The sequence below is a fragment of the Pedobacter soli genome, from assembly GCF_900101435.1.
Classification (GTDB): Bacteria; Bacteroidota; Bacteroidia; order Sphingobacteriales; family Sphingobacteriaceae; genus Pedobacter; species Pedobacter soli.
Genome location: NZ_FMZH01000006.1, coordinates 313,599 through 337,736, shown reverse-complemented (window position 1 = coordinate 337,736; position 24,138 = coordinate 313,599). Strand labels below are relative to the sequence as shown.

Sequence of the window (24,138 nt, the reverse complement as noted above, 5' to 3'; positions counted from 1 at the left end):
CTAATTTACAGGCACATTAAATGGAAAACCAATATGGTATTTGCAGGGTTGCAGTAGCACCTTTGCGGGCAGATGCTTCAGATCGATCAGAAATTGTTTCACAACTCTTATTCGGCGACCATGTCGAAATTATTCAGAAAGAAGAACGCTGGTGGCTGGTACAAAACGGATATGATGGTTACGAGGGTTGGATGGATTTCAGACAGCTGGCCCCCATTAGTCAGGATCAGTTTGCCGAAATGCACGATTGCCATTTGCTTGCGCCTTTAAGTTTTAACAACACTTTAACCGCCGAAGACGGTAGTTTGTATCATTTATGCCCAGGCAGTAACCTGCCGTTTTTAAAAGATGGAATTTGCTATGCTGGCACAGAGCGGTATAAACTGGGATTTGAAGCACATGATAACCAAAAAACAGATTTTAAAACTGATGTTACGGCTACAGCTAAATTTTTCCAGAACATCCCTTACTTATGGGGCGGGCGGAATTTGTTTGGTTTAGATTGCTCTGGTTTTACGCAATTGGTGTTTAAAATGCTTGGTATTAAACTCAACCGCGATGCTTCCCAACAGGCCGAACAGGGCGAACTGGTAGGCTTTTTGGCTGAGTGCCGGCCCGGTGATGTTGCTTTTTTTGATAACGACGAAGGCAAAATTACCCACGTGGGTATTATGTTAAGCCCAAATGAAATTATCCATGCCTCGGCCAAAGTAAAAATAGACCCTATAGACGACCAGGGAATTTTTAACAAAGAGTTGGGTAAATACTCACATAAACTCAGAATTATAAAACGTTTTGTGGAATAATGGCCTGAAATGTATCTTATCTAAAAAGAACGTTTTTATGCCAGCTAAGTTTAAAATTCAAATCTCTAATCCTTGTCAGGATAAGTGGGGCAATATGCAACCCGATACAATGGGTAAATTTTGCAATTCCTGCCAAAAGGCAGTAACAGATTTTACTCAATTTTCTGATAAAGACTTACAGGATTGGTTTAACAAAAAACAGGGTAACAGCTGCGGCCGCTTTAACCCAGATCAGCTGGATCGGTTGATTCAGGGAAAATCAAATTATACGCTCAACAAATTTAAACCAGGCCTGGCAGCCGCTTCCTTACTGACATTTTTAAGCTTTCCGAAATTGAGTAAAGGAGAAATGATAAAGCCATCAACAGTACAAACTGAAAAGAAGCTAACCGATTTTGACAACAAGATTCAGGATAAGGAGTTATCAGATTCGCTGAGGATTTTAAAAGGAAAAATTACAGATAAAGATAAACAGGCATTGCCAGCAGTAAGCATTCGTATTTTAGGCGAAAAATATGGATGTTCAACCAACGCAAATGGTGAGTTTTCGCTTACTTATACCGTTCAGAAGAAAAATGATTCAAAAAAAATGGAGTTAAGTTTTATTGGTTACGAAACTAAGAATGTTAAATTCAAATCAACGGATGCATATCTTAACATTACCTTAAACGAAGATACGACAGCGCTTATGGGAGATGTTGTTATAATTAGAACTCCATTTTGGAAAAGAATGCATTATAAAATGCGAAATCATCTAAGGGATATTAACCCATTTTATAAGAAGCTGAATTAATTTTATAAAGACGCTATCGTCATGCTGAACTGGTTTCAGCATCTCTAATTAGAGCCCTTGAAATGAATCCGATAGCTATCAGATCAGGGTGACGCCCGCACCTTACTCCATCTCCCATACCATCACCTGTTTATCATCCCCGGTTGAGATGAGGTATTTGCCATCCTTGCTCCAAACAATTTTATTAATAGAATGGGTATGGCCAGTGCCTGCTTTTTCCAGGCTTAATATCTTATACAGTTTAAAGTTCTCGGCATCCCACAGTTTAATGCTCTTATCCTGACTGCTGGTTGCAAAATAGGGCAGGGTAGGGTGGAAAGCAATATCGTAAACGGTAAACATGTGTGCCGGTACAGTTTGTAGCAATTCATAATCCGGCAGGCTCCAGATTTTCAGTTGAGCGTCGCGGCTACCTGAAATTAAATATTTGCTTTCGGGGTGGTAGGCCAAAGCGGTAACCGGGAGCTTATGCCCTTCCAGGTTTTGTTTCAGGCTATAATCTGCCAGGTTATAAATTTTAATCAGGTGATCTTTACAGCCAAATGCAATCTCCGCTTCATCCGGAGACAGGGCAATGGTACGAACGGTATCATAAGCTGCCTGAAAGCGGTAAATCTCTTTAAAATCGGTTAACGACCAAACCGCAACTGTTCCATCTTCGCCTGTGGTAATGAGCTCATTTTTAGATTGTACGGTTTTAATGTTGAAAATGGGCTTCAGGTGCGCATTAATGCGCGTAATTACTTCCTGTTTCTTTAAATCGTACACACTAAAAGCACCGCTTCTTTCGCCCACAAACAACTGGTGCTCATAATAATGCAGACAATAAACAGAGCTTTGTACCGGCATTTTAACCTTAACAAAAGCCATGTCGGCTAATGACCATTCTACAATACCTTTATCGTTACCCGCACTAAAAAATAATTCATCCTGATCAGAATGGGTAAGCGCGTAAACCGGGTTTTGGTGACCAGGAAGTGTTTTGATGTGTTTGAGCATTTTTGGAGGTTTAGGGTTTAAGGTTTAGGGTATAGGGTTTTGGCATATCGCACCTTAACCCTCTACTTTTTACCTTCCACCTTACTTATGCCTTTTCTCTAAATTCTTTGCGATATCCTGAATAGACAGGCCTTTTTCTTTCAATAAGAACATTAAGTGGAAAAGCAGGTCTGATGCTTCGCCAATAAATTCTTCTTCTGTTTCAGCCAGGGCAGCAATTACCGTTTCAACACCTTCTTCACCAACTTTTTGTGCAATTTTATTTAAACCTTTAGCACGCATTTTATTGATGTACGAGCCTTCAACCGGGTTTTCGTACCGATCGTTAATGATGTTTTCCAACTCGAAAATGAAATTCTGATTAAAATCTGTTTTAAAACAGCTGCGGCTACCGGTATGGCAGGTAGGACCAACAGCATCTGCTTTAATCAGAATGGTGTCATTATCGCAATCAACAAAAAGGTCTTTAACAAATAGAAAGTTGTCGCTGGTTTCGCCTTTTGTCCAAAGGCGGTTTTTTGAGCGTGAAAAGAAGGTTACTTTGCCTTCGCTTTGTGTTTTTTCCAAAGCCTCTGCATTCATATAGCCCAGCATTAAAACCTCTAAAGTTTTATAATCCTGAATGATTACAGGCAACAGGCCTGCAGTTTTATCCCAATCAAGAGATGATGTATTGATGTTCATTTTATTTCTTTATTTCCGAAAAACAGACTCATGACTATAGACTGCCGACTCCGGACTAATTTATATTCTTACCGGAATCTGGTTTCTTTTCAATTCCTGTTTTAAATCGGGTATCAAAATTTCGCCGTAGTGAAATACAGAGGCGGCTAATGCTGCATCTACATTGGCTTTCTGGAAAACTTCGGTAAAATGATCCATATTACCGGCACCGCCCGAAGCAATGATTGGAATATTGATCATTTGGTTTACCTTACTCAATAAACCGCAATCAAAGCCTGCTTTAGTCCCGTCGTGGTCCATAGAAGTTAGCAAAATCTCGCCTGCGCCTAAATCTTCGGCTTGTTTAATCCAGTTTTCGGTTTCCAGTTCGGTAATTAACCTGCCACCATTTAGGTGTACCCTATTTTTACCATCAACATGTTTGGTATCGACTGCTAAGACCACAAATTGTACACCAAAGGCTTTAGCCAGTTCTTCAATCAGTTTAGGGTTTCTTACGGCCGCCGAGTTGATACTGATTTTATCTGCACCGGCATTTAATAAGGCCTCAGCATCGGCAATTTCGGTAATTCCTCCACCAATGGTAAATGGAATGTTTAATTGCCTTGCTACCGATTTAACCATTTCAATCATGGTCTTGCGGCGCTCGTGTGTAGCGGTAATATCCAGGAAAACCAGTTCATCGGCACCTTGCTGTGCGTATTGGGCTGCCAGTTCAACCGGATCGCCCGCATCGCGTAGGTCAACAAAGTTTACACCCTTTACGGTACGACCATCTTTTACGTCAAGACATGGTATTATTCTTTTTGAAAGCATGTTTCGTGTTTGGTTTCGTCGTTGTTAAAGGCATGAAGCAATGTTAGTGCATTTGCTCCGAAAGATGCCGTCACCCTGAATTTATTTCAGGGTCTCTAATCATAAGAGATGCTGAAATAAATTCAGCATGACGGTCGCCTTTAACAGTGATCAAAATTATTAATTAAATTTTCGGCTTAAATTGAACTCAAAGCCTTCAAATTCCACTCTTTAATCTCTTCAATAGTGATGCGGTTTTCGTAAATGGCTTTTCCAACTACCACACTTCTGATCGGGTATTTGGCCAGTTCATAAATATCGTCCATAGAACTTACCCCACCCGAAGCAATTAATTTGATCATTGGTGAGTGTTCCAATAGTTTTTGGTATAATTCAATCGCTGCACCGCCTAATTTTCCATCTTTGCTAATATCGGTACATAAGAAGCGGAAGAAACCTAACGAAAGGCATTTATCCACGTAATCCATCAGTTTAATTGGCGAGCTCTCCATCCAGCCCGAGTATTTAATTACTTCATCCAAAACATCAATTGCAATAACAATGCGGTTGGCATAATCATCTTTTTTGGCAAAAGCTTCGCTCAATTGAGGCAGGAAATCGGGATTGGTGATGGCTTGTGTACCCACAATTACGCGGTGAATACCTGCATCAAGCAAATTGGTAACCTGCTCAATGGTACGGATTCCGCCACCATACTGCACGCGCATTTCTGTTTTTTTAATGATTTCGAAAAGTGATTTCTGGTTGCTGAAATCGCCTTTTGCACCATTCAAATCAATAATATGGATGAAATCGGTACCGTTTGAACGGTATTTCTCGATCATTTCGGCAATAGAAACATCGTATTCCGTTTTCTGGTTGTAATCGCCTTCACGCAAACGGACAACTTTTCCATCTAAAATATCAATAGCAGGTATGATATACATTTTATATTATAAGCTTAAGTTTGAAAAATTTTTTAATATTAATTCGCCGGCTTTCCCTGATTTCTCGGGGTGGAATTGAACGCCGTAAAAATTGTCTTTTTGTACTGCCGCCGAAAACTTTAAACCATAATCAGCAGATGCAATGTCAAAAGTAGGGTTATATTCAATAAAGTACGAATGCACAAAGTAAAATTGTGTATTATCTTCAACACCTTCAAACAGCGAATTGTTTTTAGGCTTCACAGCATTCCAACCCATGTGTGGGATTTTGATATTCAGGTCTTTATCAAATTTTTTGGTCTTTACCGGTACGATATTCAAAAGGCTGGCATTACCCTCTTCCGAATGTTCGGTAATGAGTTGCATGCCCACGCAAATGCCCAGTACAGGTTTGGTCAGCTTTTTTATGGCTTCAACCAGGCCGGTACCTTTTAATTTTTCCATGGCGGCACCCGCATGACCAACCCCCGGGATGATGATATGGCTGTACTTTTCGAGGTCAGCTTCAGTATTAACCATACCGTATTGGAGGTTTAAACGATCTAAAGCTGCAGTTAGCGAGAAAATATTACCAGCGCCGTAGTTTACTATTCCAATCATAATTAGTATCAAGTATTTAGTATCGAGTATCAAGACAAGACACTTTTTTATAAAATTTGAAAATGAATGTCAGTTTTTCATAGGTTCTGTAGTCCCGCTATTCGTTTCAAGCTTTTATTGGTCTTCGACAAGCTCAGACTGACAATAAAAACTTTCCACTACTATCGGGTTTATTTAACAGCGGACAGGTTTCAAAATCCTCCGCCTTAAACCTTTCTGCCTTCCACCTTTTTTACAACAAGCCTTTTGTGCTTGGCAGTACCATTTTCTCAGCATCGCGTTTTACCGCCATTTTTATGGCTTTGGCAAATGCTTTAAAAATAGCTTCAATTTTATGGTGCTCGTTGTCGCCTTCGGCTTTAATGTTCAGGTTGCATTTTGCGGCATCGCTAAACGACTTAAAGAAATGGTAAAACATTTCTGTTGGCACGTCGCCTACTTTTTCGCGTTTAAATTCCGCATCCCAAACAATCCAGTTCCTGCCTCCAAAATCGATGGCTACCTGCGCCAGGCAATCATCCATCGGTAAACAGAAACCATAACGCTCAATTCCCAGTTTATTGCCTAAACCTTTCGCAAAAGCCTCGCCTAAGGCAATTCCGGTATCTTCTATGGTGTGGTGCTCGTCAATATGTAAATCGCCTTTGGCAATTACTTCCAAATCAACGCTGCCATGTCTGGCAATCTGATCAAGCATGTGATCGAAAAAGTTAAGGCCTGTTTCAATTTTTGCTTTTCCGGTACCGTCTAAATCCAGGTTAATGGTAATATCGGTTTCGTTGGTTTTGCGTACGTGATTAATTTTTCGGCTTCCTGCTTTTAACAGGTTATAGATATCTTCCCATTTCTGGGTTTCTAAAACAATAATGTCTAATAAGGTCTCGTGTTTATCTAAAGCCTCGGTCGATCCCAATGCATCATTCTGGCGAAGAAAGATCGCTTTTGCGCCTAAGTTTTTAGCCAGGATCACGTCGTTTAACCGGTCGCCAATTACGTAAGAATTTTTTAAATCGTAGTCGCCGTTAAAATATTTGGTAAGCAGGGCCGTGCCGGGTTTACGGGTAGGGGCATTGTCTTTGGCAAAAGTACGGTCGATTACAATCTCGCTAAAGTTAACGCCTTCGCCTGCGAAAGTGTCTAACATGAAATTATGGATCGGCCAGAAATTTTCTTCCGGATTGGAGGGAGTTCCCAGTCCATCCTGGTTGGTTACCATTACCAGTTCATAATCCATTTCACTGGCAATTTTAGATAGGTAATACAGTGAGCGCGGATAAAATTTTAACTTGGCAAAACTGTCTACCTGTTCGTCATCTGGTTCGATGTTTAACGTACCGTCTCGATCGATAAATAATACTTTCTTCATTATAAATTTTTTAATACGGTTAACAGTTTATCATTCTCTTCTTTTGTGCCCACAGTAATACGTAAACAACCTTCGCATAATGTTACTTTTGAGCGGTCGCGTACAATGATTCCTGCTGTTACCAAATCATCATAAATTTTCAGCGCATCGGTTACTTCTGCCAGCACAAAATTTGCATCAGAAGGATAAACTTTTGTTACCATTTCAAGGTCGTTTAAAGCAATAGATAAGCGCTGTCTTTCGGCAACAGATTCTTTAATCCATTCGTTTACCTGTGCAATGTTTTTTAGCGCTTCAAAAGCTAAATCCTGAGTGGCCTGATTGATGTTGTAAGGTGGTTTAATTTTGTTTAAAACATCGATCACTTTTGTTGAAGAAAATGCCATGCCCAAACGTAAAGCTGCAAGCCCCCAGGCTTTCGAAAATGTTTGCAAAACTACCAGGTTTCCGTACTCGGTTAACTCTTGTATAAAGGTCTTTTGTCGGGCGTAATTAATGTAGGCTTCATCCACTACAACGATGCCATTAAAGTTGGCTAAAATCGTTTCAATATCTTCGCGGTTTATCGAATTTCCGGTCGGATTATTTGGCGAACAAATAAAGATTAGTTTCGTGTTTTTATCAATCGTTTCTGCAATCTTTTCCATGTCTAACTGGAAGTTTGGAAGCAGGCTAACCTTGCGGATTTCTACGTCATTTATATTTGCCGAAACTTCGTACATGCCATAAGTTGGAGGCAAAATAATTACGTTGTCTTTACCCGGATTACAAAAAGCCCGAAACAATAAATCGATGGCTTCGTCGCTGCCGTTTCCTAAAAAAGTATTCTCAATAGGCACGCCTTTAATTTTGCTTATGGCGTCTTTTAAATCCAGTTGTAAAGGATCCGGATAGCGGTTATAATTGGCCGGCAAAGGCGAACCATAACTGTTCTCATTGGCGTCTAAAAAAATCGACGCCTGGCCTTTAAATTCGTCCCTGGCAGTAGAGTAGGGGCGAAGGTTTTTTATATTTTCTCTTACTAAATCGTTAATGTCCATTATTTGTCCTTAATCGTCACCCTGAATTTAGTTCAGGGTCTCTGGTTATTCAATAGATGCTGAAATAAATCCGATAGCTATCGGATCAGCATAACGTGAGTTGTGAAATTGTTTATCTAGTTAAATTCTTTAAGCCTGATACTCACTGCATTTTTATGTGCTTCCAATCCTTCAGCTGCTGCAAGTGTTTCAACAGTTGTACCAATGTTGTTTAAACCTACGGTTGACAGGTGCTGAAAAGTGATTTTTTTAATAAAAGCATCAACAGAAACGCCGGAGTATGCTTTTGCAAAGCCGCTGGTTGGCAAAGTATGGTTAGTACCTGAGGCATAATCGCCAGCGCTTTCAGGCGTAAGGTTACCTAAAAATACCGATCCCGCATTGGTAATCAACGGAATAAGCCCCTGGTACTGTTCAGTTGCCAATATTAAGTGCTCGGGCGCATATTCGTTCGAAAACTGCATCGCAAGCTCAATATTATCCGTTAAAACTGCATAAGAATTCTCGATTGCTTTGGCAGCAATGCCCTTTCTAGGTAGGATAGCAAGCTGTTTTTCAACTTCTTTTAATGTTTCGGCTATGATTTTGTTCGAAGTAGCAACCAATATGGCCTGACTATCAGTGCCGTGTTCTGCCTGTGCAAGCAGATCTGCAGCAACAAATGACGGAATGGCAGTTTCATCGGCTACTACCAAAACCTCAGATGGACCCGCAGGCATATCGATAGCCACCTTGTTTTGTACCATGGTTTTGGCAGTGGTTACATAACGGTTACCCGGCCCAAATATCTTGTATACCTGTGGCACCGATTCGGTTCCGAAAGCCATTGCGGCTACGGCTTGCGCACCACCAATCATGAATATTTTTTCGATACCGAGCAGCACAGCGCAGTAGGCCAGATAGCAATTTGTTTTGCCGTCTTGCTGTGGTGGCGAACATACAATTATTTCTTTACAGCCTGCAATAAGTGCCGGTGTAGCCAGCATTAAAAAGGTACTTGGTAATACGGCAGTTCCACCCGGAATATAAAGCCCAACCTTTTCAATTGCCCTGGCTTCGCGCCAGCAAACCACACCTGGCATGGTCTCTACTTTATCTTCTTTTTTTAATTGCGACAGGTGAAAATTTTTGATGTTTTGGTGCGCTGTATCGATAGCTTTTTTTGCTTCAGCCGGAATGGTGGCTGCGATAGCTTTTAACTCTTCGCCATCCAAAAAAAGTTTTTCCAGTTCAACTTTATCAAAGGTTTTTGCGAAGTTAAAAAGGGCTTTATCGCCATCAGCTTTTACCGATTTTATGATGTCGGCAACACGGCTTTCAATCAGTTTATCGTCTTCAATCTGTCTTGAACAAAGTTCTTCAATTTTTGATTTAGATAAATCTGTATAATTGTAGATTTTCAATGTTTTATATTTTAAAATTAACTAATAGTTAATATGATGTTTTACGATTTTACTTGATTATTTTCTCAATTGGCATGACTAAAATGCCTTCTGCTCCGGCTGCTTTTAAGTTATTTATTTTATCCCAGAAATCGGCTTCGGCAATTACCGAATGCACGGCTACCCAGTTAGGTTCGAAGAGTGGAACTACTGTTGGACTTTTAACTCCTGGAAGCAGATCGACTACTTTTTGAAGGTTATCTTTCGATACATTCAGTACCACATATTTGTTCGATTTTGCACTAAGTACCGAGCGGATTCTTTGCAGTAATTCTGCTACTTCCGGATTGTCAGCTATCGATTTATTTCCGATTAAAACCGCTTCCGATTGCATTACATCTGCAAATGGTTTTAGTCCGTTGCTCTTTAAAGTTCCACCGGTAGAAACGATATCAAAAATGGCATCGCTTAAACCTAAACCCGGACCAATTTCTACCGAACCAGAGATGGTTCTGATATCAGATTTAATGCCTTTTTCTGTTAAGAATTTTTCGAGGATTACCGGATAAGATGTGGCTACAGCTTTACCGTTTAACTCTTCTAAATTTTGGATAGTACTGGTGGCCTGAACGGCAATTTTTAAAGTGCATTTTCCGAAACCCAGTTTCTGAAGATAATCAACTTCGGCCTTGGTTTCTACAATTACATTTTCACCAACAATACCCAGATCGGCAATACCATCCTGTACGTATTCCGGAATATCATCATCACGAAGGAAAAGAATTTCTAAAGGGAAATTGGTAACAGTTGAAATGAGTGAACTTTTGTAGTTTTCGAATGCTAAACCACAGTTTTTAAGAATTTCTACAGATTTTTCGTTTAACCTACCCGATTTTTGGATAGCAATTTTAAGTGTTTTCAAAGTATTGAATATAGAGTGGACAAGAAATTATTTTACGGAAAAAACGTTTTGAAGTACAAAACAAACATATATCATCGCCTATCGGCGATGGTGAAGATGTAAGTGATGGTTCAAAGTTAAGTTCATAAATTTATTTCTGCCTATATCAATGCTTTAGCTGATTAGCGCTGGCAAATATAGTGTTTGAAATGGTAAAACAAAAAATAATGGCACTTAATTTGCCATTATGCTGTTTTTATTGCCAATAACCGTTATTTTGTATTAAATTTTTAACAAATTGAAAAAATTTCGCTTTCTAATTTTGCCCTTTATTTTGTTCGTTTCTGCCTGCGGATGGTTTAAAAGCCCACCCGAGATCGGGAAAGTGCTGTCTGAGCATTTTAAGAATAAAATGTACAAAGATTTTGATACTGTAGCTTACGACAGCATTTTTGTTAAAACAATGGATAGTCTTTCGGGCAAATTCATCAATCCCAAAATAATTAAAGCATTTTATAGCAATAATTATAATCAACCTAAACTCATTACGCACTTTTACATTAATGGTGAGCTCGATTCGCTTGTAGCTTATTTAAATGAAAGTGAGGTGCATGGTTTCAATCCAAAGATTTTTAAAGGCGATGAGATAAAAGGTTTATTAACGGAATTAACTGCTAATAAATTTAAAAAGGTAGATGAGAGCTATCCAGTTATTGCTAAGCTCGAAATTTTATCGGCTAATGCCTACTTAAATTACACCAATTATTTAAAGTATGGTGTGGTAAATCCACGTAATATTTTCTCGCGTTATTATATCAAAGTTGGTCGTCCGGATAGTGCTGGTATGCTGAAACTTTTGGATGGGAATAACCTGGTTGAAAACCTCAAATCAGCTCAGCCAAAATCGGCACAATATAAAGCTTTACAGTCGGCATATTTGAGTGCAAATTCCGAGAGTGAAAAACGGATTTTATTGCTAAATATGGAACGCTTCAGATGGCAGATGCCCGCTACCGGAGATAACTATGTTCAGGTAAATATTCCTGACTTCAGACTCACTTGGCTGGATAATCTGGATACCGTAATTTCGATGAAAGTTTGTGTTGGCGGGAAGCGCGAAAATGGGTACGAAGAGAAGCTAAAAGCTTTTGCAAAATCGGGCAATCTGGATGATAAACCAAAGAACCATGAAACGCCGTTATTGTTTAGTAAAATCAACTCCATTCAGGCCAATCCAATCTGGAATATTCCGGTAAGTATTGCCCAAAGTGAAATCTACTGGATGGCTCGGAAAGATCCTTTTTATTTATCGAACAGTAACATTAAAGTTTACTATAAAGATAAGCTGATTGGCGAGCCCGATACCATTAACTGGAACCGTTATTCGAGAGATAAATTACCTTTTAAATTTAAGCAGGGATCTGGCGGTGGGAATGCCTTGGGCAAATTCAAATTTATTTTCGATAACAGCTCGAGTATTTACCTGCACGATACCAATAATAAAAACGGTTTCAATTTAACCAATCGCGCCATTAGCCACGGTTGTGTGCGCATTGAAAAACCTTTAGAGTTTGCCGAGCAGCTGGTAAAAGATACTTATACTTACGATAAGTTGAGGGCCGAAGTAGATTTGCCTCCAATTGATAGTACCCATGTGAAGTGGTATAAAAAACGAATGGCGCAAAAAGCCGATACGCTTAAAGCTTTCCAGTTAAAACCGGCCTGGTTTGCACCGAAGAAAAATGTTCCTTTAATCATTACCTACATTACCGCCTGGTTTCAAAATGACAGGATAGAATATCGTCCGGATGTTTACGGAATGGATGAAAAACTTTGGGCTGCGATGAAAAAGTATCGATAAGAAACCTTTATTTTGCACCATGCAAGAGAATCCAACCTTTAACCACCAGGCCGATTTGGTAAACAGCGCAATCCGTTTTATCAACTCGTGGTTCAGGCAATCTAAAACCATCACTGCAGAACTGAGCAATTTCTTTATCCTTCCGGGAAATAAAGTAATTGGCGCAGAGGTGATTGTTGCCCGGTTAAAAGGGATTTTTGGCCAGTCAGATGAATATGTTGGTGGGCGCTATGATATCATTGATGTAAATTTCGAGCTGATGGGTGAGGAAAAAGGTATGGGTTTTGTAGAAGGGGTTGCCGGTTTCAGGGCGGTGCTGAAAGATCAGTCGAAAATTATCAGTGGCCCGTTCAAACTTTATTTTGCCCTTCAAAATGGCAGCTGGAAAATTGTAAATATCGAGTTTCCGGGCTTTGCTTATTAAATATTCTTCATTTCTGCTTAACAGATATCTTTTTTAGATTTGTGTTTCTTTTACACAAATCTTTATGATCAATCAGAATATTAAAATCGCTGTAGATGCTATCGTTTTTGGCTACGAAAAAAATGTGCTTTACGTTTTGGCCGTGCAACAAAAATATGGGGTGTTTAAAGATCGGTGGGTTTTGCCTGGCGGTTTTATTAAAGATGATGAATCATTAATTGATGCCGTTAAACGGGAGTTACAGGAAGAGGCAGGCGTTGGTGTAAACTATTTAGAGCAACTCAGTACTTTTGGCGATGACGTTAACCGTGATTCAAGAGGAAGGGTAATTTCAGTTGCTTACTTTGCACTGGTTAATCCACAAAATTTTATACTTAATGCCGATACCGATGCAAAAGATGCCCGGTGGTTTCCGGTTAATGAGCTCCCCGTGCTGGGTTATGACCATAATGAAATGGTAAAATTGGCGCATGCCAGGTTAAAAGCTAAGCTAACTTATCAGCCCATCGGTTTCGATCTGTTGGATGATGAATTTCTTTTCTCTGATCTCGAAAATCTGTATTGTTCAATTCTCGAACGCGATATTGACAGGAGAAATTTCAGAAAAAAAATCTTAAGTTTTCATATCCTCAAAGAAACAGATAAACTAGTTAAAACGAGCTCCAGTGGTCGTCCAGGTAAGTTATTTAAGTTCGATAAAGCCAAATACGACCAATTGTTGCAAGAGGACTTTCAATTTGAAATTAAGTTTGCGTAAAAATAACGCAAATAATTCTTTGACTTTTAAAAAGTGTTTTTATATTTGTGTAATTAATACGCAAATATATGATCAACTTAGATAAAAATTTCAGTCCGTTCGGTACAGAAAATGCTGTTCAGTTTCAGTCTTTCGTATTTGCCGGGGGCGAACCGCACATTAAAATTGGCAGCAATTTCGATCCTGCATCTGTTGTACAGCTTACACATCGCATTAATTCATTTAATGATCTGGGTTTAATTTGTACCACGGTCGATGCATTGAAGCGTATGGGAGTTAAGACCATTAAATTGTTTATCCCTTACTTTCCCGCTGCAAGGCAAGACCGGGTAATGGTACCGGGCGAACCTTTAACCGTTAAAGTTTATGCTGATATCATTAATGCACTTGGTCTTGATAATGTAACTGTTTTCGATCCGCATTCGGAAGTTACACCTGCTTTGTTAAATAACTGCACAGTAATTACGAACCATGTTTTTATTCAAGAAGTTGTCGCGCAAATTGGCGAAGGAGTTAGGCTCATTTCGCCAGATGGCGGTGCGCTGAAGAAAATTTATAAAGTTTCTGAATTTTTGGGTGGTGCAGAGGTGGTAGAGTGCTCGAAAAGCAGAGATGTTAAAACGGGCAAATTATCGGGTTTTAAAGTTTACGCTGACGATTTAAAAGGAACAGATTGCTTAATTGTTGATGATATATGTGACGGTGGAGGAACCTTTATCGGTCTGGCTGAAGAGCTTAAAAATAAAAATGCCGGTAAATTATATCTGGCCATTAGTCACGGGATTTTTAGCAAAGGTTTTAATGAGCTGGCTAAATATTTCGATCAGATTTTTACCACAGATAGCATAAAAGAAATCGAAGAGGCGGGGGTAACGCAAATCAAATTGCAGGATATTTTAAGATAATAGGTATAGAAAACTAAAAATGAAACCAACAATTGTTCATAATGGAATATTCGGATTCGTGGTAGGCGATGCCCTTGGTGTGCCTGTAGAGTTTAAAAGCCGTGATTATTTAAACAGATTTCCGGTAAATGAAATGCTTGAATATGGAACCCATGAGCAACCTAAAGGGACCTGGAGCGATGATAGTTCGCTTACATTTTGTTTAGCTGAAAGTCTTTGCAATGGTTACAACTTAGATGATATTTCGCAGAAATTCCTTCAATGGTTCAATGCTCAAATTTGGACACCCCACGGAATAGTTTTCGATATAGGTATTGCAACAACTGCAGCCATTAAGCTGATAAAGCATGGAATTGATCCTGTTTTATGTGGTGGGGCATCTGAGATGGACAATGGGAACGGATCTTTAATGCGGATTTTGCCTTTGCTGTTTTATTTGCAGAATGAAAGCGATTTGAAAGTTATTTTTCAACGTGTAAAAGAAGTTTCATCGATTACCCATGCACATTTCCGTTCTGTTTTTGCCTGTTTTATTTATGTTATATATGGTTTAGCATTGTTAAAAGGACAAAATAAGAAAGAAGCATACCTTACAATGCAATTAAAAATTAAGCATTTCATACAGGAAAATAATCTTGATGTTAATGAAATTAAATTGTTTAATAGGGTGCTGGTAGATGATATATCAGCAGTTCCTGAAAATGAGATCTATTCTTCCGGTTATGTGTTACATAGTCTCGAAGCTAGTTTATGGTGTATCCATACTACGGAATCTTATAAGGATGCCGTTTTAAAAGCTGTTAATCTAGGCGATGATACCGATACAACAGCTGCAATTACAGGAGGTTTGGCTGGTTTAATATATGGTTTTAATGCAATTCCTGAAAGCTGGTTAAATGTGATTACTAAAAAAGAAGAAATTGAAAAACTTTGTTTAGAAATGAATGCGACATTAATGAATCAACAAAAATATACTGTTAAGGATATTAAAATCAGTGATAAATTCCTGATGTTCTGGGGACATCAGCCTGCTCCAAATGGTGAAATAACTAAAACCTGTTTTAGTCAGTGGTGGCTTTCAGCTTTCGTACACGAGGGTATTAATTATAAAACCGCCGAGCATTGGATGATGGCCAAAAAAGCAGAATTATTTGGCGATACAACAATTTTAGCCAAGATTTTAGATGCCAAAACACCAGCCGAAGCTAAAAAGCTTGGGCGAGAGGTAAGCCATTATCATGATGATATTTGGGTTAAAAACAGGTTTGAAATCGTAAGGCAAGGCAATTATTTAAAATTTAGCCAAAACGAAGCGCTTAAGGATTATTTACTCGCCACTGAGAAACGGATTTTAGTTGAGGCGAGTCCTGTTGATTCAATTTGGGGCATAGGTTTAGCTCACGATCATCCAGATGCCGCTTACCCCGAAAAATGGAAAGGGCTTAATTTGTTAGGCTTTGCTTTGATGCAAGTGAGGGATGAATTAAAAAGATAAATTTTGAAAACTACAACTTTATATCGACCTGTTGGCATGAAAGAAATGGAGTTAATAGCTGAAAGTGCTTATAAGCTATTCCCTCCAAGATTAACCTGGCAGCCCATTTTCTATCCGGTAATGAACCAGCAGTATGCTGAGCAAATCGCATTAGATTGGAATACAGCAGATGAGTTTTCCGGCTTCATTGGCATAGTTACAGCATTTGAAGTGAATGAAAATTATCTGCAGAAATATGAAATTCAGAATGTTGGAGGTAAAATTCATAACGAATTGTGGATTCCTTCATCGGCAATGCAGGAGTTCAATGATCAGATTTTCGGAGAAATTGAAATTGTAAATGTTTATTTCACAAGAAAATCAGTAAGCACACAAAATAAAAGTTTAATGAGCAAACTGGAAAAATTTAGAAAATGATTTTAGCGGTAATTAAAGCAGACATCACCACAATTGAAGCTGATGCAATTGTTAACGCTGCAAACAGTTCGTTGCTGGGCGGAGGCGGGGTAGATGGCGCAATCCATAGAAAAGGTGGTAAAGCAATTTTAGAAGCTTGTATGACTATCAGAAGTAAACAGGGAGGTTGTAAAACGGGAGAAGCAGTGATTACAACTGCAGGTAACTTACCAGCGAAATATGTAATTCATACCGTTGGACCAGTTTGGAATGGTGAAAGTGCCGAAAAGGAAGCGCTACTTGCCAGTTGTTACCGTAATAGCTTAAAACTTGCGGTTGAAAATAACCTTAAAACCCTGGCTTTTCCAAATATCAGTACCGGTATTTATCATTTTCCGAAAGATAAAGCTGCTGAAATTGCCATTGCCACAGTAAATAATTTCGCTGAAAAGGGAAAAATAGAAAAGGTAATTTTTGTTTGTTTCGACGATGAGAATTATCAACTGTATAGTGAAAGACTGATCACCCCTAACAGTTAAACACAGTAGATCATAGAAATGAAAATCTCATAAAATTAAAATCATGGATGAGAAAATAACAAAAGGAATAAGCAAGTTTTTGAGCTTTGTACTCAGGCATTCGCCCGAAACCATCGGACTCAGCTTAGATGAGAACGGTTGGGCCAATGTGGATGAACTGCTGCAAAAAAGTAGTCGTGACGGAAAAATACTCACCATCGAAATGTTAACCCATGTGGTTGAAAGTAACGATAAAAAAAGATTTGCTTTTAATAACGATAAAACCAAAATAAGGGCCAGCCAGGGGCATTCTATTGAAATTGAACTTAACCTCATGGCAGTAACCCCTCCTGAACAGTTATACCACGGCACGGTAGCCAAATATCTTGAGGGGATTAAAAAAGAAGGCTTATTGAAAATGAGCAGGCAGCATGTTCATTTAAGTAAGGATAAAGAAACCGCTGTAAAGGTAGGAAGCAGAAGAGGGCTTGCACAAATACTTACCGTTAATGCTGGAGAAATGCATCGGGACGGTTTTCAGTTTTTCTTATCGGATAACGGCGTTTGGCTTACAGATTCGGTTCCGGAAAATTATATTGCATTTTAATTATGAGCAGAGTATTGGTTATAGGCGATATACACGGCGGTTTAAAGGCATTAATCCAGGTGTTGGAACGCGCTTCGGCAACTGAACAGGATCGGCTTATATTTTTGGGTGATTATGTGGATGGCTGGAGTGAATCGGCTCAGGTAATTAGCTATCTTTTAAAACTGAAAGAAACACATCAAAGTATTTTTATCAGGGGAAATCATGATGTCTGGTGCGAAGATTGGTTAAGGCGCGGTACCGTAGATGATGTTTGGTATCAGCATGGCGGTAAAGAAACTATTGATAGCTATGCTCATACCAGCGCTGATGAGCAAAAGAAGCATCTGGCTTTTTTTAAACAGATGGAAGATTATCATGTAGATGAGCAGAACAAGCTGTTTATCCATGCCGGGTTTTCGTCTATGCACGGGCCAGTCAAAGAACGTTACGCCTCTAACTATTCCTGGGATCGCACCTTATGGGAAGTGGCGCTTACCATGGATAGGCGTATCAAGAAGGATTCGGCACTATACCCTAAGCGGCTTTTACTCTTTAACGAGATTTACATTGGCCACACACCAACACTTTATTACAATGTCGATGTGCCCATGAATGGTTGTAACGTTTGGAACATCGATACAGGAGCTGCATTTACAGGCAAATTAACCTGTTTTGATATTGAAACTAAACAATTTTGGCAGAGTGATACTTTACAAAGCTTGTATCCAAACGAAAAAGGAAGAAATAAATGAAAGATATTGAATATAAGAAAGGCGACGCAACAAATCCTTCAGGTAACGGAAATAAGATTATCGTTCATATATGTAACGATATCGGAGGCTGGGGAAAGGGCTTTGTATTAGCGATTTCAAAAAGATGGAAAGCTCCGGAAAATAGTTACAGAACATGGTATCGATCCAAAGATAATTTCCATCTGGGTGAAGTTCAGTTTGTACAGGTGGAACAAGATTTATGGATAGCTAATTTAATTGGTCAGCATAAAATTAATAAGGCTCAAAATGGTACTGTTCCAATTAGATATGCTGCCGTTGAAAAAGGCTTAAAGAAAGTTGCAGATTTTGCACGTGATATTAATGCCTCAGTCCACATGCCAAGAATAGGGTGTGGTTTAGCAGGAGGAGAATGGGGAATGATTGAGCCAATTATTAAAGAAACAATTTCAAAAAAAGATATTAATACAACAGTTTACGATTTTTAAAAGCCAGAACCTATGAACCCATTATTATTAACAGATGGTTACAAAGTTGACCACAGAAGACAATATCCTGAACATACCACATTAGTATACTCTAACTGGACGCCAAGAAAAAGCCGCTACGATGAAATTGATCATGTTGTGCTATTTGGTTTGCAGTATTTCATCAAAAAATACATCATCGAAGAGTTTGATAAAAACTTTTTCAGTCAGCCTAAAGAAGAGGTTTTAAGAAAATATGCCCGTCGCATTAACAATTACCTGGGCGAAAACCTTGTAGGTACAGCGCATATTGGCGCCTTGCACGATCTGGGGTATATTCCAATGGTATTTAAATCTTTGCCCGAAGGTGCTAAAGTGCCCTTGCGCATTCCGATGTTTACTATGTATAACACGCTGCCTGAATTTTTTTGGCTGACCAATTATTTCGAAACTTTGCTTTCGGCGGTGGTTTGGCTGCCTTGTAATTCAGCAACGCTGGCCTTGCAATATCGGGGTATTTTAGACCGTGCAGCCAATGAAACATCATCGGTACCCGAATTTGTAGACTGGCAGGGCCACGATTTTTCCATGCGTGGTATGGGCGGCATTGAAGCTGCGGTTACTTCGGCAGCAGGCCATTTGTTAAGTTTCACTGGTACAGATACCATTCCAGCCATTGATTTTCTGGAAGAATATTACAATGCCAATTCAGATCAGGAGTTAATTGGTGGTTCAGTTGCCGCAACCGAGCACTCTGTAATGTGTATGGGCACCAATACCGGTGAGCTCGAAACCTTTAAAAGATTAATTTTGGAAGTTTACCCTAAAGGGATTGTTTCCATTGTATCTGATACCTGGGATTTATGGAAGGTTTTAACTGAGTATTTACCTCAGCTCAAAAATGAAATTGTTAACCGCGAGGGTAAAGTGGTTATCCGCCCCGATTCTGGTGATCCGGTCGATATCATTTGTGGTAATCCGAATGGTAAGCATGAAAAAGAACGAAAAGGTGTAATAGAATTGCTTTGGAACGTCTTTGGTGGCAAAGTAAATGATAAAGGTTTTAAAGAACTGGTTCCACAAATTGGCGCCATTTACGGCGATAGTATTAATTTAGAAAGGGCCACTCAGATTTGTGAACGGTTAAAAGCCAAAGGTTTTGCTTCTACCAATGTGGTATTGGGTATTGGTTCTTTCACTTATCAGTATAATACCCGCGATACTTTTGGTTTTGCCATGAAAGCTACTTACGGCGAAGTAAACGGCCAGGGTCGCGATATTTTTAAAGACCCGATTACTGATGACGGAACCAAAAAATCGGCGAAAGGTTTGTTGCAGATTTTTAAAGATGCCAATGGCGAATATCAGTTAAAAGATCAGTGCACCTGGGAAGAAGAGCGGGGAGGCGAGTTGAAAGAAGTGTTCAGGGATGGGGAATTGTTGATCGATCAAACGTTGGCTGAAATTAGAGAAAGATTGAGGAAAAGTTAAATGCTGTTTTAAACCAGTTGGTATTGATACTGGCTGGTTTATTTAATAAATCACTATGCAAAACATAAGATTATCAGGTTTTTAAAGCGCTAAAATTTATAGACCCATTACATATTCATTAAATTATTCTTGTATATTTGTACCATATTGGTACGCATTAAATTAAGGTTATGTTAGTAGTAAGTAGTAGAGAATTCAGGGAAAAACAAGCCGAGTACATGGATATGGCTGATAATGGAGAGCAGATTATTGTTCAGCGGGGAAAGAATAAAGCTTATTCAATTACTCCAATAACCAACGATGATATTTATTTTTCGAAAGAAATGGTTGAAAAACTTGAAAAATCACTTTCTCAGGCAAAAAATGGTGAGGTGACTAAAGTGACAGGGAAAGAGGCTTTGGTAGAATTTCTTAAAGATTTATAATGTATCATCTGGAGTTTACCAAACAGGCAATTGATGATCTGAAATGGTTGAAAAAGACTGATCAGGCAGCCTACGGTAAAGTTCAGAAGCTATTGTTAGAACTTATTGATCATCCGGCTACCGGAACTGGTAAGCCAGAATTGAAAAAATATAATTTGGCTGGTTTGTATTCAAGAAGGATAACACAAAAGCATAGGCTGGTTTAGCAGATAAATGGTGAAACTATTAGTGTATTGGTGCTATCTGCTGCAGGTCATTATGATGATAAATAATGCCAAACTTAAATTTTGTTTTGGCGTTTTTTTATATGATGTATCCGTAGCTAATTAATATTGTTAATAATAAATGAGGAAACTTATATCCTCATCCATATTTTTTCTATCTTTGGTTTTTAATGAATTTCCTGTATCCGGGCTTTCTTTTCGCACTAATATCGGTTGCTATTCCGGTTATCATTCATTTATTCAATTTCCGTAAGTTTAAAAAGATTTATTTTTCTAACGTTCAGCTTTTAAAAGAGGTAGAACAGCAAAATTCTTCAAAAGAAAAACTTAAAAACCTGTTAATCCTTTTCTCGCGGATTTTAGCTTTAATTTTTTTAGTATTGGCCTTTGCACAGCCCTATATTCCGGCAGATCAGGCTAAAACCAATACGGTAGGCAACATCGCCAGCATTTATATCGATAATTCGTACAGTATGGAAGCCATTAACAAAGATGGTAACCTGTTGGATGAAGCCAAGCGCAGGGCGAAAGAACTGGTTAAAGGTTTCGGTATAAATGATCGCTTTCAGTTATTAACAAACGATTTTGAGGGTAAGCACCAGCGTTTGCTCAATGCCGACGAATTTTTAAAAGCCCTGGATGAAGTGAAAATTTCGCCAGTTAACCGTAACCTCCAGCAGATTTTAAACCGGCAGGGCAATATGTTAACCGGTTCTGAAAATAAGTATAGCTTTGTAATTTCCGATTTCCAGCAAAACATTTCTGTTGGCAAAAAGCCTGAAACCAAAGCTGATATCCAATATTCGTTTTTAAAATTAAATGCTACAGCGCTCCCTAATGTGGCTGTGGATAGCGTTTGGGTACTCTCGCCCAATCACCAACCTGGTGCTAACGAACGTCTGGTGGTTCAGCTGAAAAATTATTCGGCAGAAGAAGCCAAAAATATTCCTTTAAAGCTAAGTATCAACAATCAGCAAAAAGGCCTTGGCTCCGTAACTATTCCTGCCGAAAAGGTTATCCGCGATACTTTAAATTTTTCGGGATTAAAAGCAGGCTGGCAGAAAGGAGTAATCAGCATTAAAGATTTTCCGGTTACGTTTGATGACACCCTTTCGTTCAGTTTTAAAGTAGAAGAAAGTTTTCCGGTTTTGAGCATTAACGGACCTACTGCCGGTAATTACATCAAAGCCCTCTTTGCAGCCGATAGCTATTATAAACTTACCGAAAATTCAGAAAATAATGTGAATTACAGCGGTTTTGCCAATTATGGGCTTATTGTGCTAAACGGATTAAAAAATCCGTCGAGCGGTTTGGCACAACAGCTTAAAACTTATATCAATGCGGGCGGAACGATTGTGTTGTTTCCCGATCTGGATGTTGATATTAAAGCCTACAATACTTTTCTAAATACGTTATCGCTGCCATCCATTCTGACTTTAAATACCGGCGAAACCAAAATCGATAAAATCGAATTGCAGCATCCTGTTTTCAAAACTGTTTTCGAAGAAATTCCAAAGAATCTTGATCTGCCTGCAGTGAACCGCTATTTTACTTTTGCCGAAACGGCTTTGGCCAATAGAGAAAATATTTTATCTCTGCCGGGTGGCAAAATGTTTTTTGCCAAATACGGTATTGGTAACGGATCAGCTTATCTGTCGGCCAGTGGCTTAAATGAAGCTGATGGAAACCTGGCGCGCCACCCGGTTTTTGTACCTTTAATGTACCGCCTGGCCTTAAGCGGAGGTACTGAAGTGCCTTTGTATTATAACCTTGGCAATGATAATGCGCTGGCCAGCAAAAAAATAACTTTGGGCAAAAACCAAAGCCTGAGCATTACTGCCAATAATTTCGAAGCTACACCAGAAGTTAGACAGGCCGATGGCAAGACATGGATTTATGTAGCCGACCAGATTAAACGGGCAGGTTTCTACAACCTGAAACTGGCCGATTCTGTTCTGGCTGTTTATGCTTTTAACAACGGCCGGTCAGAGTCTGATATGCATTATCTGAATAAAACTGAGTTAGATCAGCTGGCTGGAAAAAGCAATGTAAAAGTATTCGATACCGATAAAGATGCCGTTAAATTAATTGCCGGCGCCAATAAAATCGGACAGACTTTATGGAAACTTTGTCTAATTTTGTCGCTGGTTTTTATTGCAGCCGAAATCCTGCTCATCCGATTTTTTAATAACACAAAAAAAACAATATGAATATCCTGGTTAAAAATGTAACCATTGCCGATCCGCAAAGTAAATTCAATAATCAACAATGCGATATTCGGGTAGAAAATGGTAAAATTAAGAACATAGGTAAATTAACTGCCGATAAAAATGAAACGATTTTCGAAGGGCAGGGCGCTTTTTTAAGTCCGGGATTTTTTGATTTAAACTGTGCTGCAGGCGATCCGGGTTTTGAAACCAAAGAAGATATACAAACCCTCACGGCCGCTGCACAAGCGGGTGGTTTTACAGGCCTGGCACTTTTGCCACAAACCAGCCCGGTAGTGCAGTCAAAATCGCAGGTAGAGTACATTGTAAATAAAGCCAAAAATAATCTGGTTGATGTATTGCCTGTAGGTGCCATTAGCCAGAACCGCGAGACGAAAGAACTTGCTGAGCTGTTTGATATGCAACAGGCAGGAGCTGTGGCTTTTTCTGATGGTGATAAAGCTTTACAGGATGATGGTTTCATGAGCCGTGCCCTGCAATATGCCAAAGGTTTTGATGCTTTGTTGATGGTGTATCCCGAAAATAAATCTATCGCCGGCAAATCGCAGATTAATGAGAGTAAAAACTCGGTTCTTTTAGGTATGAAAGGCCTTCCTGCTTTGGCCGAAGAAATGCACATTGCCCGCGATCTTTTTTTAGCAGGTTATAATGAAACCAAAATTCACATCAGTAATATTTCTACCGCTGGTTCGGTTGCACTTATCCGCAAGGCTAAAAAAGATGGCATTCGTGTTTCTTGCGATGTAACTGCACACCACCTTGTTTTTACTGAAGAATTGCTGGGCGATTTTGACAGTAATTATAAAGTTAAACCACCATTGCGTGGCAAGGCTGATGTTAAAGCTTTAATTGCGGGCTTAAAAGACGGAACAATTGATGCCATTACTTCACAACATCGTCCTGAAGAAATCGAATTCAAAAATGTAGAATTTGAAATCGCGCATTACGGTATCATTGCTTTACAAACTGTAGTGCCTCTATTGTTAAAAGCTGGTCTGGATATCGGCCTTATTGCAGAGAAGTTGGCGATTAATCCACGTAAATTATTAAATTTAGCTGTTTCGGTAATCGAAGAAGGGGCAGAGGCTAACTTTACAGTTGTTAATACAGGCGAAAAATGGTTGTACAATGCAGCAAGTAACTATTCAAAATCAGCCAATAATCCTTTAATGGGTACGGAGCTTACTGGTAAAGTAAAACTGGTTTATAACAATAATCAATACTGGGGAAGCTAAAAGACCAAAGCCGAAAGTTAAAAGCGTAAAATGTAATATGGATGATGGAAAAGTTCTTGTAACCCAATAATCCTTTTAA

General features: G+C 39.1%; 26 protein-coding genes. 17 read left to right on the top strand and 9 right to left on the bottom strand.

Features of this window, described 5'->3' with window-relative positions; all coding sequences use genetic code 11:
- Positions 1 to 20: 20 nt before the first annotated feature.
- Together BLR37_RS15355 and BLR37_RS15350 are read left to right on the top strand one after the other, a co-directional pair.
- Positions 21 to 806, top strand: a complete 786-nt coding sequence (locus BLR37_RS15355) for a C40 family peptidase (protein WP_090770004.1) — start codon at positions 21 to 23, stop codon at positions 804 to 806.
- Between the two features lie 37 nt (positions 807 to 843).
- On the top strand, positions 844 to 1,599 hold the full coding sequence (locus BLR37_RS15350) for a carboxypeptidase-like regulatory domain-containing protein (protein ID WP_090770002.1): 756 nt from the start codon (positions 844 to 846) through the stop codon (positions 1,597 to 1,599).
- 102 nt (positions 1,600 to 1,701) lie between these two features.
- On the opposite strand, the gene BLR37_RS15345 is transcribed toward BLR37_RS15350, so the two are convergent.
- The 9 genes from BLR37_RS15345 to hisG form a co-directional block, all read right to left on the bottom strand.
- Positions 1,702 to 2,598, bottom strand: coding sequence for a WD40 repeat domain-containing protein (locus BLR37_RS15345; protein WP_090770000.1), 897 nt, complete (start codon positions 2,596 to 2,598; stop codon positions 1,702 to 1,704).
- 81 nt (positions 2,599 to 2,679) lie between these two features.
- A complete protein-coding gene (gene hisIE / locus BLR37_RS15340) occupies positions 2,680 to 3,282 on the bottom strand; it encodes a bifunctional phosphoribosyl-AMP cyclohydrolase/phosphoribosyl-ATP diphosphatase HisIE (RefSeq protein ID WP_090769998.1) in 603 nt (200 codons plus the stop codon).
- A 60-nt stretch (positions 3,283 to 3,342) separates the two neighbouring features.
- Positions 3,343 to 4,098 carry an imidazole glycerol phosphate synthase subunit HisF gene (hisF, locus tag BLR37_RS15335; RefSeq protein ID WP_090769996.1) on the bottom strand — a complete coding sequence of 252 codons (756 nt, stop codon included), beginning with the start codon at positions 4,096 to 4,098 and terminating at the stop codon, positions 3,343 to 3,345.
- Between the two features lie 176 nt (positions 4,099 to 4,274).
- Entirely contained in the window at positions 4,275 to 5,024 is a 750-nt protein-coding gene (gene hisA, locus BLR37_RS15330) for a 1-(5-phosphoribosyl)-5-[(5-phosphoribosylamino)methylideneamino]imidazole-4-carboxamide isomerase (RefSeq protein WP_090769994.1), read from the bottom strand.
- A 6-nt stretch (positions 5,025 to 5,030) separates the two neighbouring features.
- A complete protein-coding gene (hisH, locus tag BLR37_RS15325) occupies positions 5,031 to 5,624 on the bottom strand; it encodes an imidazole glycerol phosphate synthase subunit HisH (protein WP_090769992.1) in 594 nt (197 codons plus the stop codon).
- A gap of 232 nt (positions 5,625 to 5,856) precedes the next feature.
- The gene (gene hisB, locus BLR37_RS15320; protein ID WP_090769990.1) at positions 5,857 to 6,990 is read right to left on the bottom strand and encodes a bifunctional histidinol-phosphatase/imidazoleglycerol-phosphate dehydratase HisB; all 1,134 of its coding nucleotides are present in this window, start codon (positions 6,988 to 6,990) and stop codon (positions 5,857 to 5,859) included.
- Positions 6,990 to 8,030, bottom strand: coding sequence for a histidinol-phosphate transaminase (gene hisC, locus BLR37_RS15315; protein ID WP_090769988.1), 1,041 nt, complete (start codon positions 8,028 to 8,030; stop codon positions 6,990 to 6,992). The genes hisB and hisC overlap by 1 nt, the downstream gene beginning before the upstream one ends.
- Before the next feature lie 116 nt (positions 8,031 to 8,146).
- A complete protein-coding gene (hisD, locus tag BLR37_RS15310) occupies positions 8,147 to 9,433 on the bottom strand; it encodes a histidinol dehydrogenase (protein ID WP_090769986.1) in 1,287 nt (428 codons plus the stop codon).
- Between the two features lie 49 nt (positions 9,434 to 9,482).
- Positions 9,483 to 10,334 (bottom strand): ATP phosphoribosyltransferase, encoded by an 852-nt coding sequence (hisG, locus tag BLR37_RS15305; RefSeq protein WP_039476772.1) that lies wholly within the window; start codon positions 10,332 to 10,334, stop codon positions 9,483 to 9,485.
- 391 nt (positions 10,335 to 10,725) lie between these two features.
- Here hisG and BLR37_RS15300 point away from each other — a divergent pair, with 391 nt between their 5' ends.
- From BLR37_RS15300 to BLR37_RS15230, 15 genes are all read left to right on the top strand, one after another.
- Positions 10,726 to 12,174: a L,D-transpeptidase family protein gene (locus tag BLR37_RS15300; RefSeq protein ID WP_244154673.1), complete on the top strand. Its 1,449-nt coding sequence runs from the start codon at positions 10,726 to 10,728 to the stop codon at positions 12,172 to 12,174.
- A gap of 19 nt (positions 12,175 to 12,193) precedes the next feature.
- Positions 12,194 to 12,598: a hypothetical protein gene (locus BLR37_RS15295; protein ID WP_090769983.1), complete on the top strand. Its 405-nt coding sequence runs from the start codon at positions 12,194 to 12,196 to the stop codon at positions 12,596 to 12,598.
- A gap of 64 nt (positions 12,599 to 12,662) precedes the next feature.
- Positions 12,663 to 13,355: an NUDIX hydrolase gene (locus BLR37_RS15290; RefSeq protein ID WP_090769981.1), complete on the top strand. Its 693-nt coding sequence runs from the start codon at positions 12,663 to 12,665 to the stop codon at positions 13,353 to 13,355.
- Positions 13,356 to 13,423: 68 nt separating this feature from the next.
- Positions 13,424 to 14,260 (top strand): ribose-phosphate diphosphokinase, encoded by an 837-nt coding sequence (gene prs, locus BLR37_RS15285; protein ID WP_090769979.1) that lies wholly within the window; start codon positions 13,424 to 13,426, stop codon positions 14,258 to 14,260.
- 19 nt (positions 14,261 to 14,279) lie between these two features.
- Positions 14,280 to 15,755, top strand: coding sequence for an ADP-ribosylglycohydrolase family protein (locus BLR37_RS25590; protein ID WP_090769977.1), 1,476 nt, complete (start codon positions 14,280 to 14,282; stop codon positions 15,753 to 15,755).
- 3 nt (positions 15,756 to 15,758) lie between these two features.
- Positions 15,759 to 16,172, top strand: a complete 414-nt coding sequence (locus BLR37_RS15275; protein WP_090769975.1) for an ADP-ribosylation/crystallin J1 — start codon at positions 15,759 to 15,761, stop codon at positions 16,170 to 16,172.
- Positions 16,169 to 16,690 (top strand): O-acetyl-ADP-ribose deacetylase, encoded by a 522-nt coding sequence (locus tag BLR37_RS15270; RefSeq protein ID WP_090769973.1) that lies wholly within the window; start codon positions 16,169 to 16,171, stop codon positions 16,688 to 16,690. Before BLR37_RS15275 ends, BLR37_RS15270 begins: the two co-directional genes overlap by 4 nt.
- Positions 16,691 to 16,733: 43 nt before the next feature.
- The gene (locus BLR37_RS15265) at positions 16,734 to 17,276 is read left to right on the top strand and encodes an RNA 2'-phosphotransferase (RefSeq protein ID WP_090769971.1); all 543 of its coding nucleotides are present in this window, start codon (positions 16,734 to 16,736) and stop codon (positions 17,274 to 17,276) included.
- Between the two features lie 2 nt (positions 17,277 to 17,278).
- Positions 17,279 to 18,010 (top strand): metallophosphoesterase family protein, encoded by a 732-nt coding sequence (locus BLR37_RS15260; RefSeq protein ID WP_090769969.1) that lies wholly within the window; start codon positions 17,279 to 17,281, stop codon positions 18,008 to 18,010.
- A complete protein-coding gene (locus tag BLR37_RS15255) occupies positions 18,007 to 18,477 on the top strand; it encodes a macro domain-containing protein (protein WP_090769967.1) in 471 nt (156 codons plus the stop codon). The genes BLR37_RS15260 and BLR37_RS15255 overlap by 4 nt, the downstream gene beginning before the upstream one ends.
- 12 nt (positions 18,478 to 18,489) lie before the next feature.
- Positions 18,490 to 19,947: a nicotinate phosphoribosyltransferase gene (locus tag BLR37_RS15250; protein ID WP_090769966.1), complete on the top strand. Its 1,458-nt coding sequence runs from the start codon at positions 18,490 to 18,492 to the stop codon at positions 19,945 to 19,947.
- A 170-nt stretch (positions 19,948 to 20,117) separates the two neighbouring features.
- On the top strand, positions 20,118 to 20,372 hold the full coding sequence (locus tag BLR37_RS15245) for a prevent-host-death protein (protein WP_039476785.1): 255 nt from the start codon (positions 20,118 to 20,120) through the stop codon (positions 20,370 to 20,372).
- Positions 20,372 to 20,578, top strand: a complete 207-nt coding sequence (locus BLR37_RS15240) for a Txe/YoeB family addiction module toxin (RefSeq protein ID WP_208599664.1) — start codon at positions 20,372 to 20,374, stop codon at positions 20,576 to 20,578. Before BLR37_RS15245 ends, BLR37_RS15240 begins: the two co-directional genes overlap by 1 nt.
- Before the next feature lie 188 nt (positions 20,579 to 20,766).
- Positions 20,767 to 22,806, top strand: coding sequence for a BatA domain-containing protein (locus tag BLR37_RS15235; RefSeq protein ID WP_090769965.1), 2,040 nt, complete (start codon positions 20,767 to 20,769; stop codon positions 22,804 to 22,806).
- A complete protein-coding gene (locus BLR37_RS15230; protein WP_090769963.1) occupies positions 22,803 to 24,059 on the top strand; it encodes a dihydroorotase in 1,257 nt (418 codons plus the stop codon). The genes BLR37_RS15235 and BLR37_RS15230 overlap by 4 nt, the downstream gene beginning before the upstream one ends.
- Positions 24,060 to 24,138: the final 79 nt, after the last annotated feature.